The sequence below is a fragment of the Pedobacter glucosidilyticus DSM 23534 genome (assembly GCF_000425145.1).
Classification (GTDB): Bacteria; Bacteroidota; Bacteroidia; order Sphingobacteriales; family Sphingobacteriaceae; genus Pseudopedobacter; species Pseudopedobacter glucosidilyticus.
The window spans coordinates 14,882-41,670 of sequence record NZ_AULF01000031.1; the positions used below are offsets into that span (position 1 = coordinate 14,882).

General features: G+C 34.2%; 32 protein-coding genes. 21 read left to right on the forward strand and 11 right to left on the reverse strand.

The window, feature by feature from the left end:
* Positions 1 to 76: 76 nt before the first annotated feature.
* The 9 genes from dapA to H510_RS0110435 form a co-directional block, all read right to left on the reverse strand.
* Entirely contained in the window at positions 77 to 958 is an 882-nt protein-coding gene (dapA, locus tag H510_RS0110395; protein WP_026904270.1) for a 4-hydroxy-tetrahydrodipicolinate synthase, read from the reverse strand.
* A complete protein-coding gene (locus H510_RS0110400) occupies positions 955 to 1,491 on the reverse strand; it encodes a DUF6913 domain-containing protein (protein ID WP_026904271.1) in 537 nt (178 codons plus the stop codon). The genes dapA and H510_RS0110400 overlap by 4 nt, the downstream gene beginning before the upstream one ends.
* A 17-nt stretch (positions 1,492 to 1,508) precedes the next feature.
* Positions 1,509 to 3,521: an NAD-dependent DNA ligase LigA gene (gene ligA / locus H510_RS0110405; protein ID WP_026904272.1), complete on the reverse strand. Its 2,013-nt coding sequence runs from the start codon at positions 3,519 to 3,521 to the stop codon at positions 1,509 to 1,511.
* Between the two features lie 73 nt (positions 3,522 to 3,594).
* Positions 3,595 to 4,326 carry a LytR/AlgR family response regulator transcription factor gene (locus H510_RS0110410; RefSeq protein ID WP_026904273.1) on the reverse strand — a complete coding sequence of 244 codons (732 nt, stop codon included), beginning with the start codon at positions 4,324 to 4,326 and terminating at the stop codon, positions 3,595 to 3,597.
* Entirely contained in the window at positions 4,323 to 5,357 is a 1,035-nt protein-coding gene (locus tag H510_RS0110415) for a sensor histidine kinase (protein WP_245584819.1), read from the reverse strand. The genes H510_RS0110410 and H510_RS0110415 overlap by 4 nt, the downstream gene beginning before the upstream one ends.
* A gap of 1 nt (position 5,358) precedes the next feature.
* Positions 5,359 to 5,712: a DUF4288 domain-containing protein gene (locus tag H510_RS0110420; protein ID WP_026904275.1), complete on the reverse strand. Its 354-nt coding sequence runs from the start codon at positions 5,710 to 5,712 to the stop codon at positions 5,359 to 5,361.
* Between the two features lie 11 nt (positions 5,713 to 5,723).
* Positions 5,724 to 6,503: a LiaF transmembrane domain-containing protein gene (locus H510_RS0110425; RefSeq protein WP_026904276.1), complete on the reverse strand. Its 780-nt coding sequence runs from the start codon at positions 6,501 to 6,503 to the stop codon at positions 5,724 to 5,726.
* A gap of 111 nt (positions 6,504 to 6,614) precedes the next feature.
* Positions 6,615 to 7,787, reverse strand: a complete 1,173-nt coding sequence (locus H510_RS0110430) for a multidrug effflux MFS transporter (RefSeq protein WP_245584820.1) — start codon at positions 7,785 to 7,787, stop codon at positions 6,615 to 6,617.
* An 84-nt stretch (positions 7,788 to 7,871) separates the two neighbouring features.
* Complete coding sequence (locus H510_RS0110435; protein WP_026904278.1) at positions 7,872 to 8,630, reverse strand: DUF3891 family protein; 759 nt, start codon at positions 8,628 to 8,630, stop codon at positions 7,872 to 7,874.
* A gap of 163 nt (positions 8,631 to 8,793) precedes the next feature.
* Here H510_RS0110435 and ald point away from each other — a divergent pair, with 163 nt between their 5' ends.
* The 6 genes from ald (at position 8,794) to H510_RS18680 (ending at position 13,880) form a co-directional block, all read left to right on the forward strand.
* On the forward strand, positions 8,794 to 9,924 hold the full coding sequence (gene ald / locus H510_RS0110440) for an alanine dehydrogenase (protein ID WP_026904279.1): 1,131 nt from the start codon (positions 8,794 to 8,796) through the stop codon (positions 9,922 to 9,924).
* 73 nt (positions 9,925 to 9,997) lie between these two features.
* Positions 9,998 to 10,348, forward strand: coding sequence for an arsenate reductase (locus tag H510_RS0110445; RefSeq protein ID WP_036692579.1), 351 nt, complete (start codon positions 9,998 to 10,000; stop codon positions 10,346 to 10,348).
* Between the two features lie 110 nt (positions 10,349 to 10,458).
* A complete protein-coding gene (locus H510_RS0110450; RefSeq protein ID WP_026904281.1) occupies positions 10,459 to 11,181 on the forward strand; it encodes a hypothetical protein in 723 nt (240 codons plus the stop codon).
* A gap of 29 nt (positions 11,182 to 11,210) precedes the next feature.
* Entirely contained in the window at positions 11,211 to 12,071 is an 861-nt protein-coding gene (locus H510_RS0110455) for a carbohydrate kinase family protein (protein ID WP_036692581.1), read from the forward strand.
* Between the two features lie 103 nt (positions 12,072 to 12,174).
* Positions 12,175 to 12,516, forward strand: a complete 342-nt coding sequence (locus H510_RS0110460) for a zinc ribbon domain-containing protein YjdM (protein ID WP_026904283.1) — start codon at positions 12,175 to 12,177, stop codon at positions 12,514 to 12,516.
* A gap of 407 nt (positions 12,517 to 12,923) precedes the next feature.
* Positions 12,924 to 13,880, forward strand: coding sequence for an oxygenase MpaB family protein (locus H510_RS18680; RefSeq protein WP_051291149.1), 957 nt, complete (start codon positions 12,924 to 12,926; stop codon positions 13,878 to 13,880).
* Between the two features lie 39 nt (positions 13,881 to 13,919).
* On the opposite strand, the gene H510_RS19610 is transcribed toward H510_RS18680, so the two are convergent.
* Positions 13,920 to 14,714, reverse strand: a complete 795-nt coding sequence (locus H510_RS19610) for an energy transducer TonB (protein WP_051291150.1) — start codon at positions 14,712 to 14,714, stop codon at positions 13,920 to 13,922.
* A gap of 516 nt (positions 14,715 to 15,230) precedes the next feature.
* Here H510_RS19610 and rpsL point away from each other — a divergent pair.
* The 6 genes from rpsL (at position 15,231) to H510_RS0110505 (ending at position 21,230) form a co-directional block, all read left to right on the forward strand.
* Entirely contained in the window at positions 15,231 to 15,644 is a 414-nt protein-coding gene (rpsL, locus tag H510_RS0110480) for a 30S ribosomal protein S12 (RefSeq protein ID WP_026904284.1), read from the forward strand.
* A gap of 19 nt (positions 15,645 to 15,663) precedes the next feature.
* A complete protein-coding gene (rpsG, locus tag H510_RS0110485; RefSeq protein ID WP_026904285.1) occupies positions 15,664 to 16,131 on the forward strand; it encodes a 30S ribosomal protein S7 in 468 nt (155 codons plus the stop codon).
* Positions 16,132 to 16,219: 88 nt separating this feature from the next.
* Positions 16,220 to 18,328, forward strand: a complete 2,109-nt coding sequence (gene fusA, locus H510_RS0110490; RefSeq protein ID WP_026904286.1) for an elongation factor G — start codon at positions 16,220 to 16,222, stop codon at positions 18,326 to 18,328.
* Positions 18,329 to 18,466: 138 nt separating this feature from the next.
* On the forward strand, positions 18,467 to 18,772 hold the full coding sequence (rpsJ, locus tag H510_RS0110495) for a 30S ribosomal protein S10 (RefSeq protein WP_013633190.1): 306 nt from the start codon (positions 18,467 to 18,469) through the stop codon (positions 18,770 to 18,772).
* A gap of 119 nt (positions 18,773 to 18,891) precedes the next feature.
* On the forward strand, positions 18,892 to 19,938 hold the full coding sequence (locus H510_RS0110500; protein WP_026904287.1) for a Fic family protein: 1,047 nt from the start codon (positions 18,892 to 18,894) through the stop codon (positions 19,936 to 19,938).
* 29 nt (positions 19,939 to 19,967) lie between these two features.
* Entirely contained in the window at positions 19,968 to 21,230 is a 1,263-nt protein-coding gene (locus H510_RS0110505) for a prephenate dehydrogenase (protein WP_026904288.1), read from the forward strand.
* Here H510_RS0110505 and H510_RS0110510 read toward each other — a convergent pair.
* A complete protein-coding gene (locus H510_RS0110510; RefSeq protein ID WP_026904289.1) occupies positions 21,216 to 21,806 on the reverse strand; it encodes a coiled-coil domain-containing protein in 591 nt (196 codons plus the stop codon). The genes H510_RS0110505 and H510_RS0110510 overlap by 15 nt on opposite strands.
* A 416-nt stretch (positions 21,807 to 22,222) precedes the next feature.
* Between H510_RS0110510 and rplC the strand changes: the two genes are divergently transcribed.
* The 9 genes from rplC (at position 22,223) to rpmC (ending at position 26,784) form a co-directional block, all read left to right on the forward strand.
* Positions 22,223 to 22,840: a 50S ribosomal protein L3 gene (gene rplC, locus H510_RS0110515; protein WP_026904290.1), complete on the forward strand. Its 618-nt coding sequence runs from the start codon at positions 22,223 to 22,225 to the stop codon at positions 22,838 to 22,840.
* A gap of 1 nt (position 22,841) precedes the next feature.
* Entirely contained in the window at positions 22,842 to 23,471 is a 630-nt protein-coding gene (gene rplD / locus H510_RS0110520) for a 50S ribosomal protein L4 (protein ID WP_026904291.1), read from the forward strand.
* Position 23,472: 1 nt separating this feature from the next.
* Positions 23,473 to 23,763, forward strand: coding sequence for a 50S ribosomal protein L23 (rplW, locus tag H510_RS0110525; RefSeq protein WP_026904292.1), 291 nt, complete (start codon positions 23,473 to 23,475; stop codon positions 23,761 to 23,763).
* Between the two features lie 7 nt (positions 23,764 to 23,770).
* A complete protein-coding gene (gene rplB / locus H510_RS0110530) occupies positions 23,771 to 24,595 on the forward strand; it encodes a 50S ribosomal protein L2 (RefSeq protein WP_026904293.1) in 825 nt (274 codons plus the stop codon).
* Positions 24,595 to 24,861 carry a 30S ribosomal protein S19 gene (rpsS, locus tag H510_RS0110535; protein ID WP_026904294.1) on the forward strand — a complete coding sequence of 89 codons (267 nt, stop codon included), beginning with the start codon at positions 24,595 to 24,597 and terminating at the stop codon, positions 24,859 to 24,861. Before rplB ends, rpsS begins: the two co-directional genes overlap by 1 nt.
* A gap of 6 nt (positions 24,862 to 24,867) precedes the next feature.
* Positions 24,868 to 25,227, forward strand: coding sequence for a 50S ribosomal protein L22 (rplV, locus tag H510_RS0110540; protein ID WP_026904295.1), 360 nt, complete (start codon positions 24,868 to 24,870; stop codon positions 25,225 to 25,227).
* 10 nt (positions 25,228 to 25,237) lie between these two features.
* Complete coding sequence (rpsC, locus tag H510_RS0110545) at positions 25,238 to 26,026, forward strand: 30S ribosomal protein S3 (RefSeq protein WP_026904296.1); 789 nt, start codon at positions 25,238 to 25,240, stop codon at positions 26,024 to 26,026.
* 41 nt (positions 26,027 to 26,067) lie between these two features.
* On the forward strand, positions 26,068 to 26,490 hold the full coding sequence (rplP, locus tag H510_RS0110550) for a 50S ribosomal protein L16 (RefSeq protein WP_026904297.1): 423 nt from the start codon (positions 26,068 to 26,070) through the stop codon (positions 26,488 to 26,490).
* A 75-nt stretch (positions 26,491 to 26,565) separates the two neighbouring features.
* Positions 26,566 to 26,784 (forward strand): 50S ribosomal protein L29, encoded by a 219-nt coding sequence (gene rpmC, locus H510_RS0110555; RefSeq protein WP_026904298.1) that lies wholly within the window; start codon positions 26,566 to 26,568, stop codon positions 26,782 to 26,784.
* Positions 26,785 to 26,789: the final 5 nt, after the last annotated feature.

Here is a 26,789-nt window from a genome sequence, read left to right on the forward strand (position 1 = left end):
TATCATCAGGAAACAGATTGAGTATTTGTTTCCTGATTTTAATAGTAAGATAGTTGATGATTTTAGATGACGATTATTAATTTTTTAATGTTTTAATAACCTCTATAATTTGCGCTTTTGTTTGAGCGCTAACAGGAACAAGAGGTAATCTTACATAATCATCACAAATGTCTAATTGTTTCATTGCAGCTTTAATCCCGGCAGGGTTACCTTCTACAAAACATAATCTTGTAAAAGCTAAAAAGTCAAAATGACTTTTTCTTGCACCTTTAAAATCATTGTTTAAGCAGGTGCGTACCATTTCAGAAAATTTTAAAGGGAAAGCATTTGCAACAACTGATATTACCCCTATAGCACCTAAAGCAATCATAGGTAACGTTATGGGGTCATCTCCAGAAATTAAGTCAAAACCTTCTGGTTTATGAGCTGCTATCTCATTAAACTGATCAAAATTACCTGAAGCTTCTTTAATTCCGATGATATTTTTAACTTCTTTGGCTAACCTTAAAGTAGTTTCGGCACTCATGTTGGCACCTGTTCTACCTGGTACGTTGTATAAGATGATAGGTAATTTGGATGCTTCGGCAATAGCCTTATAGTGTTGATAAAAACCTTCTTGTGTGGGTTTATTATAATAAGGTGCTACAGAAAGTATAGCTTCATATCCTTTTATAGAAAAACTACTTACTTCAGCCACTATTTCAGCGGTATTATTACCACCAATTCCGGCAATTAAGGGAATTCGTCCGTTTACTTTCTCGGTAACAAATTCAAAAACTTTTTTCTTTTCTTCTTTTGTTAATGTAGCAGATTCTGCGGTTGTACCTAAAACCACTATATACTCAATTTTGCCATCTATTAAATGGTTAATGGTTTTTTCTAAGGCATTAAAATCAATTGTGTAATCAGCATGAAAAGGTGTAATTAAGGCAACACCAGTCCCCAAAAATCTACTCATTTTATTTTCTCTAAATAATATCTCAACTCTGTAGAAAAGCCAACTATGCTTTCCTGTTGTGTTTCTAACATAAAATCAAAAAAAGGTGCTTGCTTAGGATTATAAGCCGCAACTTTAAAAACCGATTTTGATACCGCAGCTACATAAACCAGTGGGAAGCATAAATCAGTACAAAGGTTTATTAAAATGTCAAATTCATGATTAATGAAATTGCTTATTTTGTCTTTTTTAGGAATATAATTCCAATCTATATCCTCTAAAGAAATAAGTTCAATATTGGTTTTTGATTTCAGTTTTAAACCTTTGTCTAGCACAAAACCCAACAATTTTACCTTTTTATTATCATTTTGCAAAGTTTTTGCAAAATGTTCTGCCTCTATCATCTGTTCTGCATCTTTAATGGGTACTAAAATACCTATATTTTGTGCATCTTGTAAGGATATAGAATGATTATGACGTTTAAGTTTCTTGAGTTCATGCTTCAACTTTGCAAAGCCATACTTAATCCTTAAACTATTGAAGAATTGCTTCATCTCTTTTCCTTTTTTTATTACTCCAACAGCTTTAACAAAGCCGCATCATTGATGATAGGAATGTTTAATTTATGGGCTTTTTCTAATTTAGAAGGGCCCATATTATCACCAGCTACTAAATAATTTAATTTACCGGATATACCACTTAGTATTTTACCTCCATTACTTTCTATAATGTCTTTAAGTTCATCACGACTGTATTGTTCAAACACACCCGATATAACGAAAGTTTGGCCAGCTAATTTTGAACTCTGTAAAATTACTTCCTTTTCTTCAATTTCAAACTGTAAACCTATTTCTTTTAAGCGATTTATTTCTTGTTGATGTTTTTCATCAGTAAAATATTCTAAAATACTTTGTGCAATACGTTCTCCAATTTCATCAGCAGCAATCAGTTCTTCAAAAGAAGCACTTTGCAAAGCTTGAATATTCTTGAAATGAAAAGCTAATTTTTTAGCAACGGTTTCTCCAATATATCTGATTCCTAAGCCAAAAAGTACTTTTTCAAAAGGCATTTGTTTAGAGCGCTCTATACCATCCAGCATGTTATTAACAGATTTTTCGCCAAACCTATCCATACCTTTTAAGGTAGCTTCGTGGTTTTTTAATAAGTAAATATCACTAATATGCCTGATTAAGCCTTTTTGATAAAGCGCTTCTATAGTTTCAGAACCTATTCCATCAATATTCATTGCCTTACGGCTGATGAAATGCTGCATTTTACCTACAATTTGTGGCGGACAACCCTCGTCATTAGGGCAATAATGAACAGCTTCTCCCTCTTTTCTGATGAGCTGTGTGCCGCACTCTGGACAATGTTCTATGTAATTGATTTTTGCAGCATCAGTTTTTCTTTTTTCCAGATTTACACGTATAACTTTCGGGATAATTTCTCCGCCTTTTTCTACTAAAACAGTATCGTTTTCATGTAAATCAAGTCTTGAAATTTCGTTAGCATTATGCAAAGTGGCTCTTTTTACTGTTGTACCTGCCAATAAAACAGGTTTTAAATTAGCTACAGGAGTTACAGCACCGGTTCTACCAACTTGGTAAGTTACTTTTTCTAAAGTAGTTTCTACTTCTTGGGCTTTGTATTTATAACTGATTGCCCAACGTGGAGATTTTGCTGTAAAACCTAACTCTTGCTGTTGGGCGTAGCTATTTACTTTGATGACGATGCCATCTATATCATAGCTAAGGTTAAACCTTTTAGTTTCCCAGCTTTCTATAAAGAGTAAAACATCTTCTATGGTATTACAAAGTTTACTTTCTTCGGATACATGAAAGCCCCAACCTTTTACAGCTTGTAAACTTTCCCAATGTGTTTTAAACGGATTTTGGTCTGCATAAAGGAAATATAAAAAGCAGTCTAGCGGGCGTTTGGCAACTTCGGCAGAGTCTTGCATTTTTACAGTACCTGATGCAAAGTTTCTTGGATTGGCATAAGCTTGTTCGCCCTGCTCTATACGTTCTTGGTTAAGTTTTTCAAAAGCAGCTTTATGCATAAAAACTTCGCCACGTATCTCAAAATGTTCTGGAACATTTTGATGGGTTAAGCTCAATGGAATACTTCTTAATGTCTTGATATTCGCAGTTACATCATCGCCCTTGGTGCCATCTCCGCGGGTAACGGCTCTTAGTAACTTTCCGTTTTCGTAAGTTAAACTGATAGATAAGCCATCAAATTTTAACTCGCAAACGTATTGAAAATTATCGCCTATGGCTTTTTTAATTCTTTGATCAAAATCTATTAAATCTTGTGCATTATAAGTGTTACCTAAAGAAAGCATAGGCCATTTGTGCACCACAGTTTTAAAGGTTTTGGTAATTTCTCCGCCTACTTTTAAGGTAGGGGAATCCGGGTGTACAAATTCTGGATATTGTTTTTCAAGAGCTTCTAATTCTTTTAGTTTAATGTCAAAATCATAATCAGAAATGGTTGGCATAGCTAATACATAATAATTGTAATTATGCTGTTTTAGCTCTTTTACTAATGCGGCTATTTGCTCTTTTATATCTACCGTTGGCATACTGCGAAGATACTATTTTAGAGAAATATTAATACAGGCTTCTTTTTACATAACAAAAGAAGTTTTTTAAAAATTACATCCCTAATGCAGCTCTTAATTTGGGATAACCGTTTTTACTTACAGGTAGTTTTTCGCCATTTCTAAGTAAGACAATGTGACTGTCTTTTTCGTAGTTTTCTATTTTAGTGATTTGATCTAGCTTTACGATGTACGAGCGATGAATCCTGATGAATTCTTTCTCAGATAGGTTTTTCTCAAAAAAGCTCATGGTTTTGTTTTTCAGAAAAGCACCTTCTGCGGTATGTATATTTACATAATCATCATCAGCTTCTAGATAGAGAATGTCATAAACAGGGATAATTTTAATTTTATTGCCCGTTTTAACCACAACACGTTCATTTTGAGCCTGGGTTAAAGAAGCTTCTTCTAAAACTGTTTTAAAATTTTGTATGCTTTGCTTTGCCAGGCATTTAGCAATAGCTTTATTAAAACGCTGTTGATCAAAAGGTTTTAATAAATAATCTATGGCGTTTGCTTCAAAAGCTTTGATGGCATATTCTTCAAAAGCAGTGGTAAATATAACCTGAGGTTTTTGGTCTAAAAGTTCAAGCATTTCAAAACCAGTTATTTTAGGCATTTGGATATCTAGGAAGATCAAATCAGGTTCGTGTTCTTTGATAGCTTTTAGACCCTCAAAACCATTGTTGCATTCTTCTAAAACAGTAATGTTTGGATGCGCTGTTAAATATTCTAGAATAACACTTCTAGCTAGTGGTTCATCATCAATAATTAATGCCTTTTTCATGTTTGTGGAATCGTGAGTGTAGTTGTGAATTCATGGTTTACGGCGGTTACCTCTAACAAATCTTTTCTGTTATAAATAATAGAGAGTCTTCTTTTAATACTAGCCAAGCCAAAGCCTGTTCCTTTATGCGGGTAAGCCGTATTAGGGTCAAACGGGTTGTGGATACTAATATAGAGCGTGTTTTCCTCCGAACTGCAATTTATCGTGATGGTTACATATTCTAAAGTATCATATAAACCAAATTTTATAGCGTTTTCTAGTAAAGGCTGTAATATCATCGGAGGAACTTTTAGCTCTTTATTCTCTGTATCACAGTTTATGATGGTGTTAAGCCGGTGTCCAAACCTAACTTTTTCTATGTCTAAATAAAGCTTTAGGTGTGATATTTCTGCTTCTAGTGTAGTTAACTCATCATCTCTTTTGATAGTGCCTCGTAAAAAATCAGAAAGTTGCTGTATCATTTTTCTTGCTTCCTGAGGTTTTGAAAAAGTGAGTGCACTTATAGAGTTAAGGCTGTTAAACAGAAAATGAGGCTGTAGTTTTTCTCTCAAAGTAGAAAGCTCTGCTTCTTTGCTCAACCTGTCTGCTTCTTGTCGTCTTTGTTCTAGTTCTTCTTTTTCTTGTTGGTTGTACCAAAGTACGCCAATCATGGCCATCCATCCAATAAGTAAAAAGGAAAACCCAAAGCGTATAGGGATAGAAGAATGTAAAAAATTATGATATTCTTCGGTATCTGATACTAGTTGAGGTAGCACAAACAACAACACCGTGGTAGACAAAAAAGCCAATACTAAGCACCAAACAATTATAAAAATGTATTTATTTTCTTTTGGTTGATAGTAGGCTAAGTTGTTGGCAATTAACCAACAAAATAAGGCTATAATGACTAAAGAGCAGAAGCTGTCTTTAATGGCTACCATCAAGTTAAGACCTAAAGAGTACAAGGTATATGTACTTAAGACAAACCAAATGGTCCATAAAATAAAGAATGCTTTTCTGAAACTTCTGTTAGAAAAAGGTAAAACAGCCAAACTAAAAATGAATTAAATTTTCTTGTGTTATCTTTTTTAAATTTAGTGCTTTTTCTTCTACTCTTTTTAAGTAAAGCTCAACATTATCCGGCTCTTCAATATGATAATGTATTTCTTTGCCCTGTTCTATCTCGCCAACATATTCAGATTCTGTTACGGCAATAAACTTCCAATTTAAAGTATGCCCGTTTTGGCTGATGATATTTTCTTGAGCCATCATACCAACCTGATGAGCCATCTCCAAAGCATGTTCTTTACTTAATGCTTGAATAAGTCTTAGTTGTTCATCAAATTGAAAATGCTTGTTATTATCATTCACAATTTGAAAAATTAGTTTTACAGCAAACCATTTCATAAGTAAAATATTTAAAAGCTTTTAATTTCTATTCCTCCAAATACCGATGTTCCTTTAATTACAAGTACCTTACTTTTATCAGTTACTTGATTTTGGAATACTCTTTTGTCATCTATTCCGGCAAAAATTGCTGCCATCTCTGTACTCACTTCCCAGCCATGTGGGATGATGATTTTTGTGCCTCCAAAAATTTGTACTACCTCTAGTACGGCAACACCTTGTATATCAGCATGGGTAAGATTAATTTCTGTACCACCCATAATGGTTACAATCTCGCCACCTTTAAAATTTTTAGAAAGTACGTGTTTTTTTGCGCCTCCAAATACTGCAACGGAGTCTATCACATCATCACCTGTATTTAAATTTTCTTTATGACTGAAGTTGGCTTTCGCTTCATTTTCGTCAGTTAAAGGCTGATGCTCTTTTTTTTTAAATCCACCTTTAAACTCATGCATCTCGCATTTTTTATGCCTGCCAAAAATGAACCATAAGCCTAAGCCAATTAATATAACTGGCCAAGTAAATTCAGTTACAATTAAATCGGGATTAATTCTTTCTGCTAAAAAAACACCTCCTACTAAAATCATAAATAACCAGCCAGAGTTTCTGAAGTTGTTTTTGATACCACTGGCAAGGCCAATGACAATCAGTAGCATAGGCCAGCTTACTAACCATGATGGTAAATCTGCGCCCATTTGTTTAGCTAACAAAACTGAGCCTATAACCAAAAAGGCGCCTCCAACGACTTGTTTGTTGTAATTTCTTTTATTTTTTATTTCTTGGGTTTCCATATTCTTTGTATTGATAGTTCAAATATGCGATAGCAATTACAGATTCTTTATAGTAACAGGGAGAAATGAGGGGATTTCTCGGTAAAATGCCATAAAAAATCGGTGAAAATATTAGGCTTGATATTTTTTTGCTTGCCTTTGACCGATATAAACCAAAGAAAAACTACAAATAATACAGAAAGCCATTACGCTTGTCATAGGTAAAGCTGTACCATCGTGTAGAAAACTAACTGCAAATGATGCTAAAGCACTAAACAACATTTGGAAACACCCTAATAAGGCTGATGCTATCCCTGCTTTTTTATCAAATGGTGCCATTGATAATGCTGAAGTATTGGGAGAAAAGAAACCTAAAGCCGACATAAATATCCATATCAAAACTAGAGTACTGTAAACATTTAATAGTTGTGTAACTGATAAAATAGCAAGCAATAAGGCTGTGACGAGTTGTACCCGACTTGAGTTTTTTATAATCATCCCAATGGGATATTTTTTGAGCAATTTACTGTTTAGTTGGCTAGCACTTATTAAACCAATGGCATTTAATGCGAATAACCAACCATATTGTTTTTCGGTAAAGCCAAATAGTTCTATAAAGACAAATGTTGAGCCTGCTATATAAGCAAACATAGCTGCTGAGGCTATACCTCCGGCAAGAGCATAATAAATAAAGCGTGGTTCAGTAAAAGCAAACCAAAAATCTTGTAATACTGCTTTAGGTTTTAACGACATGGTTTTATCTGCAGGTTTACTTTCTGGCAAATATTTATAGCACATGTAAATGGTGAAAACAGCTAATACAATTAAAAAAATAAAGATAGAGCGCCAACCTAAACCGCTACTCATGTATCCACCTAATGTTGGAGCCAGAATAGGCGATACCCCAATAACTAACATCAATAGAGAAAAGATTCTGGCATTTTCACTCACCGGGAAAATATCTCTCACCATGGCTCTGGAAATAACCATGCCTGCACAACTTCCCAAAGCCTGAAAAAATCGCATCACTATAAGGGTATCAGCAGTATTTGCAAATGCACAAGCAATACAAGTAAGCAGATATATAAATAATCCTGTAAAGAGTGGGATTAACCTACCAAACCTATCTATTAAAGGGCCATAGATAAGTTGTCCTAAAGAAATGCCGATAAAATAGCTACTTAACGAGAGTTGTATATGGGGTACCGTAGTATTTAAATTTTCAGCCATCACTGGGAAAGCAGGTAAATACATATCAATACTAAAAGGACCTACAGCAGATAAAACGCCAAGCGATAAGATCATGTAGAATCTGTTTTTTTCTGCCATATTACAAAAATAACAGAATCAGGCTTAAGCCCGAGTATTATTTCTGCAATAAATACCCTACTATATAATTTTTACAGTATGGTAAAACCAAGGTTGTTTAGTAAATGCTGCTAGCAAACCTTCATTTTGTATATTGTCTTTAAGTATTTTTTTGAAAGTGATTTTTATCTCAAAAGGTTTTTCAAATAAACGACTATTAAATTTGATGATGTGTTTATCTTGATAATTAGCTGTTACCCTTTGTTCTCCATTATCATGAAAAAATTCTGAGTTATTGAAACCATCTTTAAAAAGTGGATGCTCGTTCTTTTTGTCTACGCCAGGGTTATTCATACAAGCATATAATGATAAGTCATCACAAAGTTGTAAGATTTTAAGTTGGTAATTTAAAAAAGTAGATGTTTGAATTCTTAAACGCTGCATTAAATGTTTCTGTCTTAGCGTTTCTCTTTCATAGAAAGATTTTCCATACTCGGTTTCAGAATGGGCAAAAAAGCTACTGTAGTGCATACTACAAAGTAAAGCAGCGTAAGAGTTAGCCTGGTCTACTTGCTCAATGCCAAGCTTATAAAAGTGTAATTTAATATTTTCAGGATATGCTATAAAATCATAAGGCTTTTGAAGCTTATCATTCCAAATGGGCTCAGAGTCTGGTATTATCCAAGCTCTGTCATGTTGATAGATAGCAAATTTCAATGATTCAAAATGTTCTGTAGGTATAAACTCTTTCTTTAAGTTTACAAAAAATTCCCCAGAAATAGTAGCATGTTCATGCTGCGTTATAAAAATAAATGAATCCTTTGTTTCCCGCGTAATCATAGATGTAATAAAGCCCAAAATTACACTTTCTTTAAAATTTAAAAAATTATAATTTGTATAATATTGATGTATTTTAAAAAAATTACAATCAGATAAAAAAAAGTTTAAATAATTGGTTGTTTTGTTGATGATTTTTTATTTATTTGTTTAAAACTTTGACAAAATGATTATAGGAGTACCTCGCGAAATAAAAAATAATGAAAATAGAGTTGGTCTTACGCCTGCCGGAGTGCATGAATTGGTAAAAAGGGGGCATAAAGTTTTAATAGAAACGCATTCTGGAGCAGCTAGTGGTTTTAGAAATGACGATTATGAAGATGCCGGAGCTCAAATTATTTTAACTGGTGATGAGGTTTGGGGTAGGGCAGATATGATTGTTAAAGTTAAAGAACCCGAAGAACGTGAGTATAAATTAGCCAGAAAAGATCAATTGATATTTTGTTTTTTTCATTTCTCATCACACCGTAAGCTTACTTACGCCATGATGGATAGCGGTGCTGTGTGTTTAGCGTATGAAACTGTTGAGTGTACTGATAAATCTTTGCCTATTTTGGTACCTATGTCTGAAGTTGCTGGTAGAATGGCCATACAACAAGGCGCTAGGTATTTAGAGAAGCCGGTTATGGGCAGAGGCGTACTGTTAGGTGGTGTGCCGGGTGTAACACCAGGTAAAGTTTTAATTATTGGTGCTGGTGTAGTTGGTGTGCAAGCTGCTAAAATGGCCTCTGGCTTAGGTGCCCATGTTACCATAGTTGATACTAATATAGAACGACTAAGATATGTAAATGATATTCTTCCGCCTCATGTGGTTACCATGTTCAGTAGCGAGTATAACATCAGAAAGTTAATCACAAATCATGATTTAATCGTTGGTGCAGTTTTAGTTCCAGGTGCAAAATGCCCCACCGTTATTACCAGAGATATGCTAAAGCTGATGAGGCCAGGTACTGTTATTGTGGATGTATCTGTAGACCAAGGCGGATGTATTGAAACTTGTAAGCCTACAACACATGAAAATCCAACTTATATTGTTGATGGTATTTTACATTATTGTGTAACCAATATGCCTGGGGCGGTACCTTATACTTCTACCATTGCACTTACAAATAGCACATTCCCTTACATATTGCAACTTGCAGATAAAGGATGGAAAAAAGCTTGTTTAGATAATTATGAACTCCTTAAAGGCTTAAATATCATTAGCGGAGAAGTAGTTTATCGTGAAGTTGCAGCCACTTTTGATTTACATTATAAACCTGTACATCAGTTTCTAGATACCAAGGAAGAGTATTGATTAACCTAGTTGAATAACAAATTTTAATATCAATTGTTAAATATTTAGCTTCGTAGGTTAAGTTAATTATAATATGAGCATTAAAGTATTTGGTATACCCAACTGTGGGTCGGTAAAAAAAGCAAGAACCTGGTTAGAAGAAAATAACATTGATGTGCATTTCCATGATTTTAAAAAGCTTGGTATAGATGAAGAACATCTAAATAAATGGTGTAATACCTTAGGTTGGGAAAAAGTAGTTAATAAAAAAGGTTTAACTTGGCGTGGATTAGACGATAAAGTTAAAGAAACTGTAAAAGACCAACAGTCTGCAATACAGCTTATGTTAAATCATACAAGTGTTATTAAAAGACCAGTAATAGAGACTCCTAAAGGTATAATAATAGGTTATGACGAAACAGAGCTAAATAAATTGTTCTCTTAATGAAGCGTTAAATAATGTTAATAAGTTGTTTTCTAAGGTTTATTAACAGATTTTTGACATTGTATGATACAAAATGGTTGTTAATTTGTTAATACAATTAAACATAATTTATGAAAGGCTTCTGGTTATTGCTGTTTCTTTTAGCACCTGGTTTTTTATGCGCACAAAGCATATTAACGGGTACCGCTTATGATGCTGATACAAGAAGTAAATTAAAATTGGTATTTGTTAACAATCTTACCCAAAGAGAAGTAGACCATACCGGACAAAAAGGTGATTTTAAAGTTAAAGCCGAAATTGGAGATTTAGTTGTTTTTTCTTGTCCGGGTTATCAAAGCGATACCTTAATTATTGAAAGTTTAGACCCTCGAATTGTTTTGTTAAGAACAAGAATGATTGTTTTGAACGAAGTAATCGTATCTGCCCAAGCCAATAAAACCGATGCGCAAATTAAAGCTGCTTACTCATCGGCTTATTCTGCTGCTAATACCACCATTTTAACTAAAGATGGCGGTTTAAGCTTGTATAATGCTTTTAGTAAGCAATCTCAACAAAAGAGAGAATTTCAAAAATTTATGGATACCGAGCTTAATGAACGTTTAATTGATAGACGTTTTAATAGAGAATTGGTAACCGAGCTCACCAAAGTGCGGGGACAGCTTCTGGAAGATTTTATGTCTTATTACAGACCAACCTATTCGCAAATAAAAGATATGAGTGATGTAGAATTAAGAACCTATATCATTAAATCTTATAATGAATATATCAAGTTGCCAGCAGAAATGAGAATTTATCCCCCTTTACCTAAAACATCATTCGGGGGCGGCATGTAATTTAAAGATTTATTAAAATCCTTAGCCTTATGATTTATTGTTTTGGAGAAATATTGTGGGATGTTTTACCACAAGAAGCCTTACCAGGTGGTGCTTTGATGAATGTATGTATCCATTTGCACAAATTAGGCTCGCAAACAAAATTGATAAGTGCTATTGGTAATGATGAAGATGGTGCTGATTTAAAAGAATATCTATATCAACAACTTAATGATGTATCGCTTATTCAAACTAAAAATCATTTAGTTACGGGTAAGGTTTTGGTAAATTTAAATGATCCCATAAATGCCAAATATGATATTTTACAGCCTGTTGCGTATGATGAAATAGATAGCCCTGAAATAGCATTAAAGAATGATGATATTCTTGTTTTTGGCAGTTTAGCATCCAGAGGGGCATACACTAAAAATACTTTATTAAAACTTCTAGAAAAACCTTGTTTGAAAGTTTTTGATATCAATTTAAGAGCGCCACATTACACAGAAGCATCATTAAAACAATTTTTGAAACTAGCAGATTGGGTTAAGCTTAATGACGATGAATTTGAATTGGTTTGTTCTTGGTATTATTTAGACCCTCAAGACGAATCAATTTTTAAAAAGTTAGCTGCTTTATGGCATGTTAAATTGATTTGTTTGACCAGGGGAGGTAAAGGTGCTACCTTGTTTATCGATAATCAGATTTATCAGCACCCAGGTTTTAAAGTAGAAGTTGCAGATACTGTTGGTGCAGGGGATGCCTTCTTAGCAGCACTCATCCATTCTTATCAAATGGGCTTTACTCCAGATGTTGTGCTAAACAATGCATGCGCTTTAGGTGCATTTGTTGCAGGTAAAAGCGGGGCTAATCCCGATTATCATATTCAGGATATTAAGTTTTTTAAGGCTTAGCTCTGAAAACTTAATCCAAAGTACTAACAGACTTTATAAAGGATGATTGCATAAATATGTCTTGAGGAAATATTCTTATATCTTCGCATCTTTAATTTAATTGATGAGCAATAACAATAACTGTCCACAATGTGGATCTGAATTTACCTATCCAGAACAAGATTACTTAGTTTGTTCCCAGTGTTTCTACGAATGGAATCCAGAAACCGAAGAAACTGAGGTAAACGTTACGGATAAAGTATTAGATGCAAACGGTAATGAACTCATAGATGGAGACACTGTTATTTTAATAAAAGATTTACCTGTAAAAGGCTCGCCTAAGCCTATTAAAATTGGAACTAAAGTAAAAAATATTCGTCTTACCTCTGGTGATCATAATATTTCTTGCAAGGTAGAAGGCTTTGGAGCTATGTATTTAAAATCGGAATTTGTAAAGAAGGTTTAAATAATGATAAACAAGGTTTGGCTTTTTTCTGAGCCAAACCTTATTATCATTACTGTCGTTTTTTTCTTTTTAGAGCTGCCCAATTCTTTTGTAGCTTCACTTTTCTGTGTTTTATTTGTTTTTGGGTCTTTTAACTCTTAAGAAGCCTGGCTCTTAGAGTTGTTTCTTAATGTAGTCATGTTTTTCAATTTAAAATAAACATAAGTAAGACTTTACAACAAGTTTTGCCAAAAGAATAAGATATAGTGTTTGCCTTTCATGATTTTAGAACACTCTTGTAAAAGCCTCTACTCATCCTTTGATTAATTGCAAACTCGCTTAAATATCTTGAGTAAAGCTTTTTATTTAGGTTTTATCCAAACAATTCTTAAACATTTTTATTATCAGTTTTAAAAACCAATTTTTTAATGGCATTAGATTTAGATAAGTTTAGACAAGTAGGAGACCCTCTGGCAGATGATTTTATAGCAAATTATTTTTCTAATGCTGATAATAAAAAGAAATTAGATTTGGCATTATCCAAATTAAAAACCAATGCCAATTGGGTAGATTTTTTAGCTGAAATACCCGAAGCCATATTTTTTGATGAAGAATTGAAAAGAATAGGACTTGTTGATTTAAAGATAAAAAACACTGCTTTAGAGTTTTATAGTAAGAAATCAACATACATACTCCAGCTTTTAGGCCTATTATCTTTACCTTATTGTTATGCTGCTGCCGATGGTGCTATGGTTCTTTATCAAACAGAAAGAATGTATAAAGATGTAGCCAAGAGATTAGAAGAAACAGGAATGTTTGTAGCTTCTATGATGAACCCAAAGGGGTTTGATGAAACTGGTGATGCTAAAGTTCAGCTTTTTAAGGTAAGACTTATGCATGCTGCCGGTAGATATTACATTTTAAAAGGGAATTGGGATGATAATTTAGGGTTGCCAGTTAATCAAGAAGATTTAGCCGGAACCAACCTTTCTTTTTCTTTGATAGTCATTAGGGGATTAAGAAAAATAGGTTTTACTATTTCTTATCAAGAGCAAATGGCTTATATCAATTATTGGAGTTGGATTGGAGCTGCCTTAGGGCTAACTCCGGAGTTACTACCCCAAAATGGAAAACAAGCTTTAGATTTAGAAAAGGCAATTAGTGGTAGGCATTTTAAACCATCACTTGCTGGAAAACAACTGATCAAATCTTTACTACAGTGTTTTTATAATTTAAATGATAGAAAACAAATCAAAAATGTAGAGATAGCGGGTTTTATGAGGTTTTTACTGGGTGATAAGATCTCAGATATGTTAGATGTTCCTAAAGAGAAATTTCCTGTTTCTAAACAGTTATTGTTAAAATTGAAAGCAACGGTTTCTTAAGCATACCCTCATCGATTGTCTTTTTAACAACCTGTTCTATTACTTGGATGTTAATCTAAATATTATAGGCATAGTATATCTAAACCTCACTTTCTTGTTAAAATTTTCTCCTGGAATCCATTTAGGCATTAAGTTTATCAACCTTAGTGATTCATTTCCTAAATTTTTTGATTTATCAGGAACTCTTAGGATTCTAGGATTATTAATAGTCCCATCTTTTTCAACTATAAAATCAACTATAACCCTACCTTCAATTTTTTGATTTTTTTCCCATTTTGGGTATACTAAGTTTGCTTCAATAAATTCATAAAGTTTATCAATTCCACCTCTATACATAGGTAAAATAGCAATATTAGTATGAATAAAATTAGTATCTAAATTGTTGTAGTTTTGAGAAATAACCTCATCAAAAGGCATATTTACAGATGTTTTAATAGTCGGACTTATTTGCAAACCTCCTTTTGTTGATTTTATTCCTTTATCTAAGTCTGCTTGATAATTGGTATTTGATTTATCTTTTTTTATTTTATTGGTTTCAGTTTTACAGTGTAAAGAATCTTCTTTTTCTTTTATTAAGGGTTGTTTATCTAATAAGACTGATTTAGGTATAGAGTTAGTATTATTGCAACTTATAAAAGAAAGTGTAGCTACTAATAACAAATAAAAGCCATAATTGGTCTTTTTGTTTTTCATTAGTTCCTTGTCTATTACAGCAATAATCTCTTCATGAGAAAAGTTCATTATGCCATTCTTTACTCTACCACAAACATCTTTATCTTTATTTTGAAGAATAAAACGAATAATTGAATTGTTATCCATTTCTGCAAAATTCATTACGTTTTTTGAGCAAAAGTTACAATATCGGGCATTATCATTAATAATCATTTCGTCCCAATTCACAGTACAAGGGCTTATAATCTCAATCTTCATTTTTAGATGTTGTATGAATAAAGATAATAATTCTTAAGTCTGTTTTTAGATTGAATTATAAATTTTAGACTAAATAATCATAATTGTTTAAGATACTTAATTTTATAGTTTTACCGGTACAAGCTTAGATCACCTAAATCCGATTGAAGCATTTGTTTGAGCTCTTTAGCAATTGTGATAAATTGCTAAAAGCGAGTGCAGAAAGCGTAACTACCTTTATATGCTTTCTAATTACTAATACATCCTCGGCGTTTAAATCAGACTTCTGACATCGGTCATCGGTCATTTAAACTTTTTTCACACAAACTATTGAATATCAAAAAATAAAAACCTACTTTTGCAGTCCTTTTAAATGGGCATGGTATGCCGTGTTCAAATTTGAGGGTAGTTAAAAGAAATTTTTAAACATAAATTCATTAAATGCCAACCATTCAACAATTAGTTAGGAAAGGTAGAGTAGCTCTGGAGGATAAGAGTAAATCCCCAGCGTTGGACAGCTGTCCACAGCGAAGAGGAGTATGTACCCGTGTATATACAACTACCCCTAAAAAACCAAACTCTGCAATGCGTAAAGTTGCCCGTGTACGTTTAACCAATGGTAAAGAGGTTAACGCTTACATCCCGGGTGAAGGTCACAACTTACAAGAGCACTCTATCGTGTTAGTAAGAGGTGGAAGAGTAAAAGATTTACCAGGTGTTCGTTATCACATCGTTCGTGGTGCTTTAGATACTGCAGGTGTTGCAGGTCGTAATCAGCGTCGTTCTAAATATGGTACTAAGAGACCAAAACCAGGACAAGCAGCAGCAGCTCCAGCAAAAGGTAAAAAGAAATAATTAAACGGAGGAAAAGAACATGAGAAAGTCGAAACCAAAAAAGAGAATTATTCTTCCTGATCCAAAGTTTAACGACGTTATGGTTACCAGGTTTGTGAATAATATGATGTACGATGGAAAAAAATCTATCGCTTACGATATATTTTATAAAGCTATTGATTTAGTTGAGTCTAAAACTAGTGAAAACGGTTTAGAGCAATGGAAAAAAGCTTTAAATAATGTAATGCCAGGAGTAGAGGTTAAATCACGCCGTGTGGGTGGTGCTAACTTCCAGGTACCTACAGAAGTTCGTCCAGAGCGTAAAATTGCTTTAGGTATGAAATGGTTAATTAGCTATTCAAGAAAGCGTGGTGAAAAAACCATGATGGAAAAATTAGCTGGTGAAATTATTTCTGCTGCTAAAGGCGAGGGTGCTGCAGTGAAGAAAAAAGAAGATACACATAAAATGGCAGAGGCTAACAAAGCTTTCTCTCATTTCAGATTCTAAATTTTAAATGATAGAATGAGGGATTGATTGAGTGGAGGAATATATTATTCAATCATTCATTCAATCCTTCAATCATTAATAACATAAGATGTCAAGAGATTTAAAATTCACAAGAAACATTGGAATTGCTGCTCACATTGATGCTGGTAAAACTACCACAACAGAGCGTATTCTATATTATGCAGGTGTGAACCACAAGATTGGTGAGGTACACGATGGTGCTTCTACTATGGACTGGATGGTTCAAGAGGCTGAAAGAGGTATAACCATCACTTCTGCTGCAACAACTGTAAACTGGAAATACAGAGGAGATAACTATCATATCAATATTATTGATACTCCAGGTCACGTTGATTTTACTGTAGAGGTAAACCGTTCTTTACGTGTTTTGGATGGTTTAGTTTTCTTATTTTCTGCGGTTGATGGTGTTGAGCCTCAATCTGAAACCAACTGGCGTTTAGCTAACAACTACAATGTATCACGTATCGGTTTTGTTAATAAAATGGATAGAGCCGGTGCTGACTTCTTAAAAGTTGTTAAGCAAGTAAAAGAAATGTTAGGTTCTAATGCTATTCCTTTACAAATTCCTATTGGTGCAGAAGATTCTTTCAAAGGTGTTGTTGATTTAATTAACTGGAGAGGTATCGTTTGGAATGAAGCCGATAAAGGGATGACTTTTACAGAGGTTCCAATTCCTGATGATTTAGTTGAGGAAGCAACCGAGTGGAGAGAGAAATTATTAGAAGCAGTTGCTGAGTATGATGAGTCATTAATGGAGAAATTCTTTGATGATCCTTCTAGCATTACAGAGCGTGAAATCTTAGACGCTTTACGTCAAGCTGTATTGGATGCTAAAATTGTTCCTATGGTTTGTGGTTCATCTTTCAAAAACAAAGGTGTACAAACCATGCTTGATTACGTGATGGAATTATTGCCTTCACCATTAGATCAGGAAGGTATTAATGGAACTAATCCTAATACCGGCGAAGAGGTAATTCGTAGACCAGATATTAAAGAGCCTTTTTCTGCCTTAGCATTTAAAATTGCTACCGATCCTTTCGTTGGTCGTTTATGCTTTATCCGTGTTTATTCGGGTAACTTAGAGGCTGGTTCTTACGTTTACAATGCCCGTTCAGAAAATAAAGAACGTATTTCTCGTATTTTCCAAATGCATGCAAACAAGCAAAACCCTATTCCTAATGTTGGAGCTGGTGATATTGCTGCCGTTGTAGGTTTCAAGGATATTAAAACTGGAGATACGCTTTGTGATGAGAAAAATCCTATCGTTCTAGAATCAATGAATTTCCCTGATCCAGTTATTGGGTTAGCTATTGAGCCAAAAACTCAAGCTGATGTTGATAAATTGGGTATGGCTTTAGGTAAATTAGCTGAGGAAGATCCAACTTTCCGTGTTCATACTGATGAAGATTCAGGACAAACTATCATTCAAGGTATGGGTGAGCTTCACTTAGACATCTTAATGGACCGTTTAAAACGTGAGTTTAAAGTTGAGGTTAACCAAGGTGCGCCACAAGTAGCATACAAAGAAGCTATTACTGGTACTGTTCAACACCGTGAAACTTACAAAAAACAAACTGGTGGTCGTGGTAAATTTGCTGATATCCAAGTTGTTATTTCTCCTGCTGATGATGAGACTAAAGTTGGTCTTCAGTTTGAGAACGAAATATCTGGTGGTTCTATCCCTCGTGAGTTTATTCCATCAGTACAAAAAGGATTTGAGGCTTCATTACCAAACGGTGTGTTAGCAGGTTTCCCTGTAACTTCAATGAAAGTTCGTTTAATTGATGGTTCTTTCCACCCAGTGGATTCAGATGCATTATCATTCGAATTAGCTGCTCGTAACGCTTTCCGTGAGGCACTTCCAAAATGTAAACCAGTATTAATGGAGCCAATCATGAAAATTGAGGTATTAACTCCAGAAGAGAACATGGGTGATGTAATGGGAGACTTAAACCGTCGTCGTGGTCAGTTACAAGGTATGGATACAAGAGCTGGTGCTCAAGTTATCAAAGCCTTAGTGCCACTTTCTGAGATGTTTGGATATGTTACTCAACTACGTACAATTACTTCTGGTAGAGCAACTTCTACTATGGAGTTTGACCATTATGAGCCAGCTCCAAGAAACGTACAAGAAGAAGTAGTAGCTAAAGCTAAAGGTGCTAAAGCAAACGCATAATTGATATAAAAGAATAAAGAGCAAAGATAAAAAGACTAAATATTGTCCTTAATCTTTGTTCTTTAATCCTTATTCATAAAGAAAAATCCGGTCTCTGTTACTAATAGCTCTAACAGAAGATCATAACTTAAAACAACAATGAGCCAAAGAATTAGAATTAAATTAAAATCTTACGATTACAATTTGGTAGATAAATCTGCTGAGAAAATCGTTAAAACTGTTAAACCTACTGGTGCAGTAGTTAGTGGTCCAATTCCTCTTCCAACCGAGAAGAAAATTTACACAGTATTACGTTCTCCACACGTTAACAAAAAAGCAAGAGAGCAGTTTCAATTATGCTCTTACAAAAGATTACTTGACATCTATAGTGCTTCTGCAAAAACTGTAGATGCTTTAATGAAACTTGAATTACCATCAGGTGTTGAAGTAGAAATTAAAGTCTGATTTTAGCTTTTAATAAATTTATGAGCCCTTTCCTGAAAATTGGAAAGGGCTTTTTGTTTTTAGAATTTTGTTAACACAATTATTGTGACTATATTTGTCATGACTAAAAATGTCATGATATGATTTCAAAAATAAAAACAGCTAGAATTAAGAAGGGGCTAAAGGTTAGAGAGCTTGCACAATTACTTATGGTTGATTCTTCATTGGTCAGTAAATTTGAATCGGGAGTTAGAAAGCCTAGTAGAGATCAAATTATACAAATTGCGCAAATATTAAACATAGATGCACATGAATTATTAATAGATTGGTTAAGCGAGCAAGTTGTTGAGCAAGTAGGTTATGGTAATTTTGCTCTAGAAGTTCTTTCTGTTGCTGAAGAAAAGATTAAGTATTATAAGAAAAGCGAACTGCTAATTATTAATAAGGTAAATGATGTTTTAGCAGAGATAGATAAGTTAAAGGAAAAGTTAACACAGCATAGAGCTTTAGATAGTTTCAAGATTATAGAGGCTCTAGAGTTAGAATACACTTTTGAAAGCAATAGGATAGAAGGGAATACGCTCACACTTAAAGAAACAGACTTAGTAATTAATGAGGGTATTACCATCTCTGGTAAAAGTATGAGAGAGCACTTAGAAGCTATAAACCATAAAGAGGCCTTAGATTTTTTAAAAGAATTAATAAGAAAGGATGCTGATTTTTCTGAGAGAGATTTATTATTGTTGCATGCCCTTATCCTTAAAGGGATAGATTCTAAATATGCAGGTATTTATAGAGATGTACAAGTTATGATTAGCGGTAGCAGGCATTTACCTCCACAGCCATATTTGGTAAAAAAGCAAATGGAGGATTTGTTTTTTTGGTATCAGGCCTATAAAAAGGATTTACATCCGGTGGTTTTAGCTGCAGAACTTTCTGAAAGATTAGTTACTATTCATCCTTTTTTAGATGGAAATGGTAGAACATCTAGGCTTATCATGAATCTTATTTTATTAAAAAATGGTTATGTAATTGCAAATATTAAGGGCGATGCCGAAAACCGTATGAAATATTATGAAGCCTTAGAAAATGCTCAAGTGGATAATCAAAAAGAAGGTTTTTATCTTTTTGTAGCCCAGGTGGAGTTAGAGGCTTTGAAAAGATATTGCTCAATTTTAGGGATTTAAAATCTATATCTTTTAATATCTTAGCAACGATGAATATAGGATTAATAGGTCTAGGAGATATGGGTAAGCTGTATGCAAAGAAATTTGCAGCAGCAGGGCTTTCTGTTTTTGGATGTGATTTGCCTGATCGTACGCTAGAACTTCAAGAAGAATTAGGTCCTTTAGGTATCATAATTCTGAATAATGGTTTGGAAGTATCTGCAAAATGCGATTTTATTTTTTACGCTGTAGAAGCAGAGAAGATTAAAGAAGTTGTAGCTGCTTGTGCTTTTTCTACAAAAAAGGGAGCTATGGTAACAGGCATGACATCGGTTAAAACTCCAGAAGTAGAAGCATTTGAGCGTTATTTATCAAAAGATATAGAATTAATCTTAACCCATTCTTTGCATGGTCCAGGTTTTAGTACTAAAGGTCAAAAGTTAATTGTTGCGCCACATCGGATATCTGCTGCATCTTATGCTAAGGCTATGCAAGTTTTACAACTTCTAGAATCTGAAATTATTGAGCTTAATGATTATCATCAGCATGATCAAATCATGGCAGATACACAAGCGGTAACGCACATGGGTTTTGAAAGTATGGGTACTGCTTGGAAAAATGCAGGAACTTATCCTTGGGAGAGTGGTGCTTATGTTTCTGGGATAGATAATGTTAAGATTCTTACAACTTTAAGAATTTTTAGTTACAAAGCACATATTTATGCCGGTTTGGCTATTCTAAATCCTTATGCAACGGCTCAGATTATTGCTTACGCTCAGTCAGAATCCATTTTATTTAAAATGATGATTCAAGAGGATGAAGCTAATTTTAGAGAAAGAATTTATAAAGCAAGGGATTTTGTTTTTCATGAACAAACCAATCTTATTTTGTTTGATGACGATATTATGCAAGAATTTAGCATAGGCGATAATCAGGAGTTAGCTAAGCATAATTCTCATCTTAGCTTACTTGCTATGGTTGATGCGTGGCACCAATTAGGCATCAATCCTTATGATAACATGATATGCCAAACGCCTCCTTTTAAACTCAGATTAGGAATTGTAGAGTACCTCTTTAAGAATGAAGATTTATTAGAAGATACTATTCAAACTGCTTTATACGATAAAAGTATTAGAGGAGATGATTTAGAGTTTCATACAGCAGTAAGAGAGTGGGCTTCTATTATCAGATATAAAGATATGGAGGGTTACAAAACTCATTTTAAAGAAGCAAAGGATTTTTTTGAACCTCTGCTAGAAAAAGGGCGTGTTCAAAGTGCTGAATTAATTAAACGTTTATCAACGCCTAAATAATTCGTCTAATTTGTTTCTTTCATCTTGTAGAGCCCTGGCAAGTTTTTTCTCATTGTCATTAGCTTTTATTTTATAATTCTTAAACTCGTCATTTAAATCGTTGAAAAGTTTTATCCTGTAAAGAGCTTCTTTTCTAAAGCTTTTGGTCCTAAATATTAAGAAAGTAGCTAAACCGAGCAAAAAAATAATTAGACCCCACATGGTAGTTTGATAGGCAGCTTTAGAAAGCGGAACAAAACTTAAGAGTAATATTTCATCTTTGGCATTTAAAGCTTTAGATAAGAGATTGTTTTTTTCTGATAAAAGCTTTTTAAGTTGGTTAATTTCTAATTGTTGTGTATTAATTTGACTTTGAGCTTTATCTAATTTAGCTTGATTACTCTTTAAAGAATCAGTTGTGTTTTTCCAGAGACTTTTTATCTGATTCTGGTTAATCACCTTATATTCCTGATAATTATTGGCTTTTTCCACAATATTTTCATATTGAGCATTTAAGCTTGTTTGTGCTTTAGAAAAATTTATTATTCCAGCAAATATTAGTATTATGCCGGTAAACAGATAGCATTTATTTTTCATTTATGTAAAAGAGTTTATACTGAATAAACAGTAAAAAGATTAGAATATTGTAGATTTATATAGAATGAAAACTTAAAATATTGATTTAGAAGTATTAAACCAACGAATTTTCTTATAAAGCAATCCTTTCTGTTTTTATAAGTCTCTTATTTTTCTTACTAAAAGTGTATACCCAGTTTTAATGGTGACCAGAAGATAGTTTGTCTTTATCAATAACAACAATTTAAGATAAATAAATCTTAGTATGATAGATTAAATTTTAGGTTATTCTAGTGTTAAGAAAAAATATAAAAAATAAACTTATAACTGTTTGATTATTAATAACTGTTTCTTATCTTTGCCGTCCCTTTTGGGAATATTGTATCCACCTTGAACGAAGCCCTACTGCTTCGATGGGTGTTAATTTAATTTAAGAAATGTCAGGAATTATTGGAAAAAAAGTAGGAATGACCAGCATTTTCGACGCAGAGGGTAAAAACATACCTTGTACTGTTATCGAAGCTGGACCTTGTGTGGTAACACAAGTTAGAACCGTCGAGAAAGATGGCTATGCTGCTGTTCAGTTAGCTTACGACGAGAAGAAAGAAAAAAACACCACTGCTTCATTAAAAGGTCATTTTGAGAAAGCTGGAACTACACCTAAGCGTAAGCTTGTTGAGTTTAAGTATTTTACAGAAGAAAAATCTTTAGGTGATGTTGTTGATGTTAATCTTTTCTTAGAAGGTGATTACGTAGATGTAGTTGGTACTTCTAAAGGTAAAGGTTTTCAAGGTGTTGTAAAACGCCATGGTTTTAGTGGTGTGGGTATGCAAACTCACGGACAGCACAACCGTTTAAGAGCTCCAGGTTCATTAGGTGCATCTTCATTTCCTTCAAGAGTATTTAAAGGAATGAGAATGGCCGGAAGAACAGGTGGTTCTAGGGTGAAAATTCAAAACCTTCAAATCGTTAAAGTTTTTGCTGAGCAAAATTTATTAGTTGTTAGTGGTTCTATACCAGGAGCAAAGGGTTCGTACGTATTAATCGAGAAGTAAGATGGAAGTTAAAGTATTAAACATCTCAGGTAAAGAAACAGGTGCCAAGGTGCAACTTCCTGAGGGAATCTTCGGTATTGAGCCTAATGACCATGCGATTTATTTAGACGTAAAACAGTATTTGGCAAATCAACGTCAAGGTACTCACAAGTCTAAACAACGTAATGAAATTGCTGGATCAACTAGAAAATTGTACAAGCAAAAAGGCACAGGTGGTGCTAGAGCCGGAAGTATTAAATCTCCATTATTTAATGGTGGTGGTAGAATCTTTGGTCCTCAACCACGTGATTACAGCTTTAAATTGAACAAAAAGTTAAAAGAAGTTGCTCGTAGATCTGCGCTTTCTTACAAAGCTCAGGATAACAGTGTTTTAGTATTAGAAGACTTTACTTTTGATTCTCCGAAAACTAAAAACTTTATCAGCTTATTAAATGCTTTAAATTTTGCAAACGAGAAAACATTAGTTGTTTTAGCAGAAGCAAATCAAAACGTTTATTTAGCAAGCAGAAATCTTCAAAAAGCTAAAGTTATTACAGCAGATCAGTTAAATACATACGATGTATTAAATGCAGGAAAATTAGTATTAACTACCGGTTCGGTAAAAACATTAGAGGAGGCATTAGCTAAGTAATATGGAAATTTTAAAAAAACCCGTTCTTACAGAAAAAGCCGCTGTGTTAACTGAGAAATTGAACCGTTATATTTTCCAGTGTGATCACAGAGCTAACAAATTGCAAATTAAATCTGCAATTGAGGCCATGTATGGTGTTACTGTAGATGCAGTAAATACGATGGTTGTAGTAGGTAAAAACAAAACCAGATCTACTAAGACTGGTATCGTACAAGGTAGAATAGCTAAATATAAAAAAGCTATTATTACTTTAAAAGAAGGTGAAACTATTGACTTTTATAGCAATATATAATTAAAAAATGGGCTTAAGAAAATTTAAACCAGTAACCCCAGGAACACGTTTCAGAGTTGGCGCTGATTTCACTGAAATCACTACAAGAACTCCTGAGAAGTCTCTTGTTGTAAAAAGCAAGAAATCTGGTGGTCGTAATAATACTGGTAAAATGACTATGCGTTATCTCGGTGGGGGTCACAAGCAATTGTACCGATTGATAGATTTTAAACGCGATAAAAAAGATATCCCCGCAACTGTAGCAACAATCGAGTACGATCCAAATCGTACTGCCCGTATCGCCCTGTTACACTATGCTGATGGAGAGAAAAGATATATCATCGCTCCTGAAGGTTTACAGGTTGGACAGAAAGTTGTTTCTGGTGAAAATGTAGCTCCTGAAATAGGAAACACTACAACATTAGCAAATATCCCTCTGGGTTCTATCATTCATAATATAGAAATTAACCCAGGAAGAGGAGCTCAAATTGCAAGAAGTGCTGGTTCTTACGCTCAATTAGCAGCAAGAGACGGTAAATATGCAACTATCAAAATGCCTTCTGGTGAAACTCGTCTGATTTTAGTTACCTGTACAGCAACTATTGGTACTGTATCTAATTCAGAACATTCAAATGAAGTTTTAGGTAAAGCCGGTAGAAAACGTTGGTTAGGCCGTCGTCCAAGAGTTAGAGGTGTTGCAATGAACCCTGTTGATCACCCAATGGGTGGTGGTGAAGGTAGATCTTCTGGAGGTCACCCACGTTCAAGAAAAGGTTTATTGGCGAAAGGTTTCAAAACTCGCGACAAAAAGAAATATTCAGATCGTTTCATCATTGAGAGGAGGAAAAAATAATGGCTCGTTCAATTAAAAAAGGACCATATATAGACCATAATGTAGAAAGAAAAGTTTCTACGATGAATGATTCAGGTAAGAAAACTGTAATCAAAACTTGGTCAAGAAGATCAATGATATCTCCGGATTTCGTAGGTCATACATTCGCAGTACACAACGGAAATAAATTCATTCCGGTTTATGTAACCGAGAACATGGTTGGTCATAAGCTTGGAGAGTTTGCTCCAACCAGAACATTTAGAGGTCACTCTGAAAAGAAAAGATAATAAGAAATGGAAGCAATAGCAAAATTAAATAATTGCCCTACTTCTCCTCGTAAAATGAGACTGGTTGTTGATTTAATCAGAGGTGAACGCGTAGAAAAGGCACTTTATATCCTAAAATATACCAATAAAGAAGCAGCTATAAGGGTTGAGAAACTATTATTATCTGCCATTAAAAATTGGGAGTTAAAAAATGAGGGTCAACGTCCTGAAGATGCTCAACTATTTGTGAAAACAATTATGGTTGATGGTGGTCGTCAGTTGAAACGTTTAAGACCTGCACCTCAGGGTCGTGGTTATAGAATACGTAAGCGTTCTAACCATGTAACTTTGGTAGTAGATAGCAAAAATGTAGAACCTCAAAACTAATTAAGAAGAAATGGGACAAAAGGCTAATCCAATAGGAAACAGATTAGGAATCATCAGAGGATGGGATTCTAACTGGTATGGTGGTAATAACTATTCTGATAAATTAGTTGAGGATGAAAAGATTCGTAAATACCTTTCAGTGCGTATAGCAAAAGGTGGCGTATCTAAAGTTGTTATCGAAAGAACGTTAAAACGTATTACTGTTACTATTCACACTGCTCGTCCGGGTATTGTAATTGGTAAAGGTGGTTCTGAAGTTGATAAGATCAAAGAAGAGTTAAAGAAATTAACTAAGAAAGATGTTCAAATCAACATTTTTGAAATCAAAAGACCTGAGCTTGATGCAAAATTGGTAGCAGATGGTGTTGCGAAACAATTAGAGGCTCGTATCTCTTTCAGAAGAGCTATGAAAACTTCTATCGCATCAACGATGAGAATGGGAGCAGAAGGAATTAAAATTATGTGCTCTGGCCGTTTAGGTGGTGCAGAGATGGCTCGTTCTGAACAATATAAAGACGGTAGAATTCCTCTACACACTTTCAGAGCTGATATTGATTATGCTTTAGGTGAAGCATTAACTACTTATGGTAAAATCGGTATCAAAGTATGGATTTGTAAAGGTGAAGTTTACGGTAAGAGAGATTTATCTCCAAATATCGGAGCTAGCGCAGGTAAAGGTGGAAAAACTGAAGGTTCTTCAAACTTTGCTCCAAGAGGTGGTGAGCGTGGTGATAGAAAAGGTGGTAACAACCGTGGTGGAAATCGTGGTGGTGCCGGAGCTAATAGAGGTAAAAGATAATTCAGTTAGAAACTATCGTTTAACGATTAAAGAATAAAGTAATGTTACAGCCAAAAAGAACGAAGTTCAGAAAAATGCAGAAGGGCAGAATGAAAGGCCTAGCCACTCGTGGTGCTGAGCTTGCATTCGGTTCATTCGGAATAAAATCACTGGAAGAGTGCTGGATTACCAGCCGCCAGATAGAAGCAGCCCGTATCGCGGTAACACGTTTTATGAAACGTGAAGGCCAAGTATGGATTCGTATTTTCCCAGACAAACCAGTTACCAAAAAACCTGCTGAAGTACGTATGGGTAAAGGTAAAGGTGCGCCTGAGTATTGGGTTGCAGTTGTAAGACCAGGTAGAATCCTTTTCGAAGCAGAAGGTGTACCTTTTGAAGTTGCTAAAGAAGCTATGCGTCTTGCAGCTCAGAAATTACCGGTTCAAACTAAGTTTGTAGTGCGTAGAGATTACGTAGAAGCATAAAATCAGTTTTTAGTTTTTTTTGTTGGCCGTTACCTAACAAAGACAGCTTAAACTAAACTAATTACTAATAGTAAAATGAAATACGCAGAAATTAAAGCGCTGGCTACAGACGAAATTGTTGCCAGAATTCAGGAAGAAAAAGCGACTATTACCAAGTTGAAATTTGCTCATGCAGTTTCATCAATAGAAAATCCTACTAGAATTTATAAATCTAGAAAGACTATTGCTCGCTTAAGTACAGAATTAACTCAGCGCCAAGCGCAAGCTAAGGCAGCTTCTGAAAGTAACTCATAATTTTT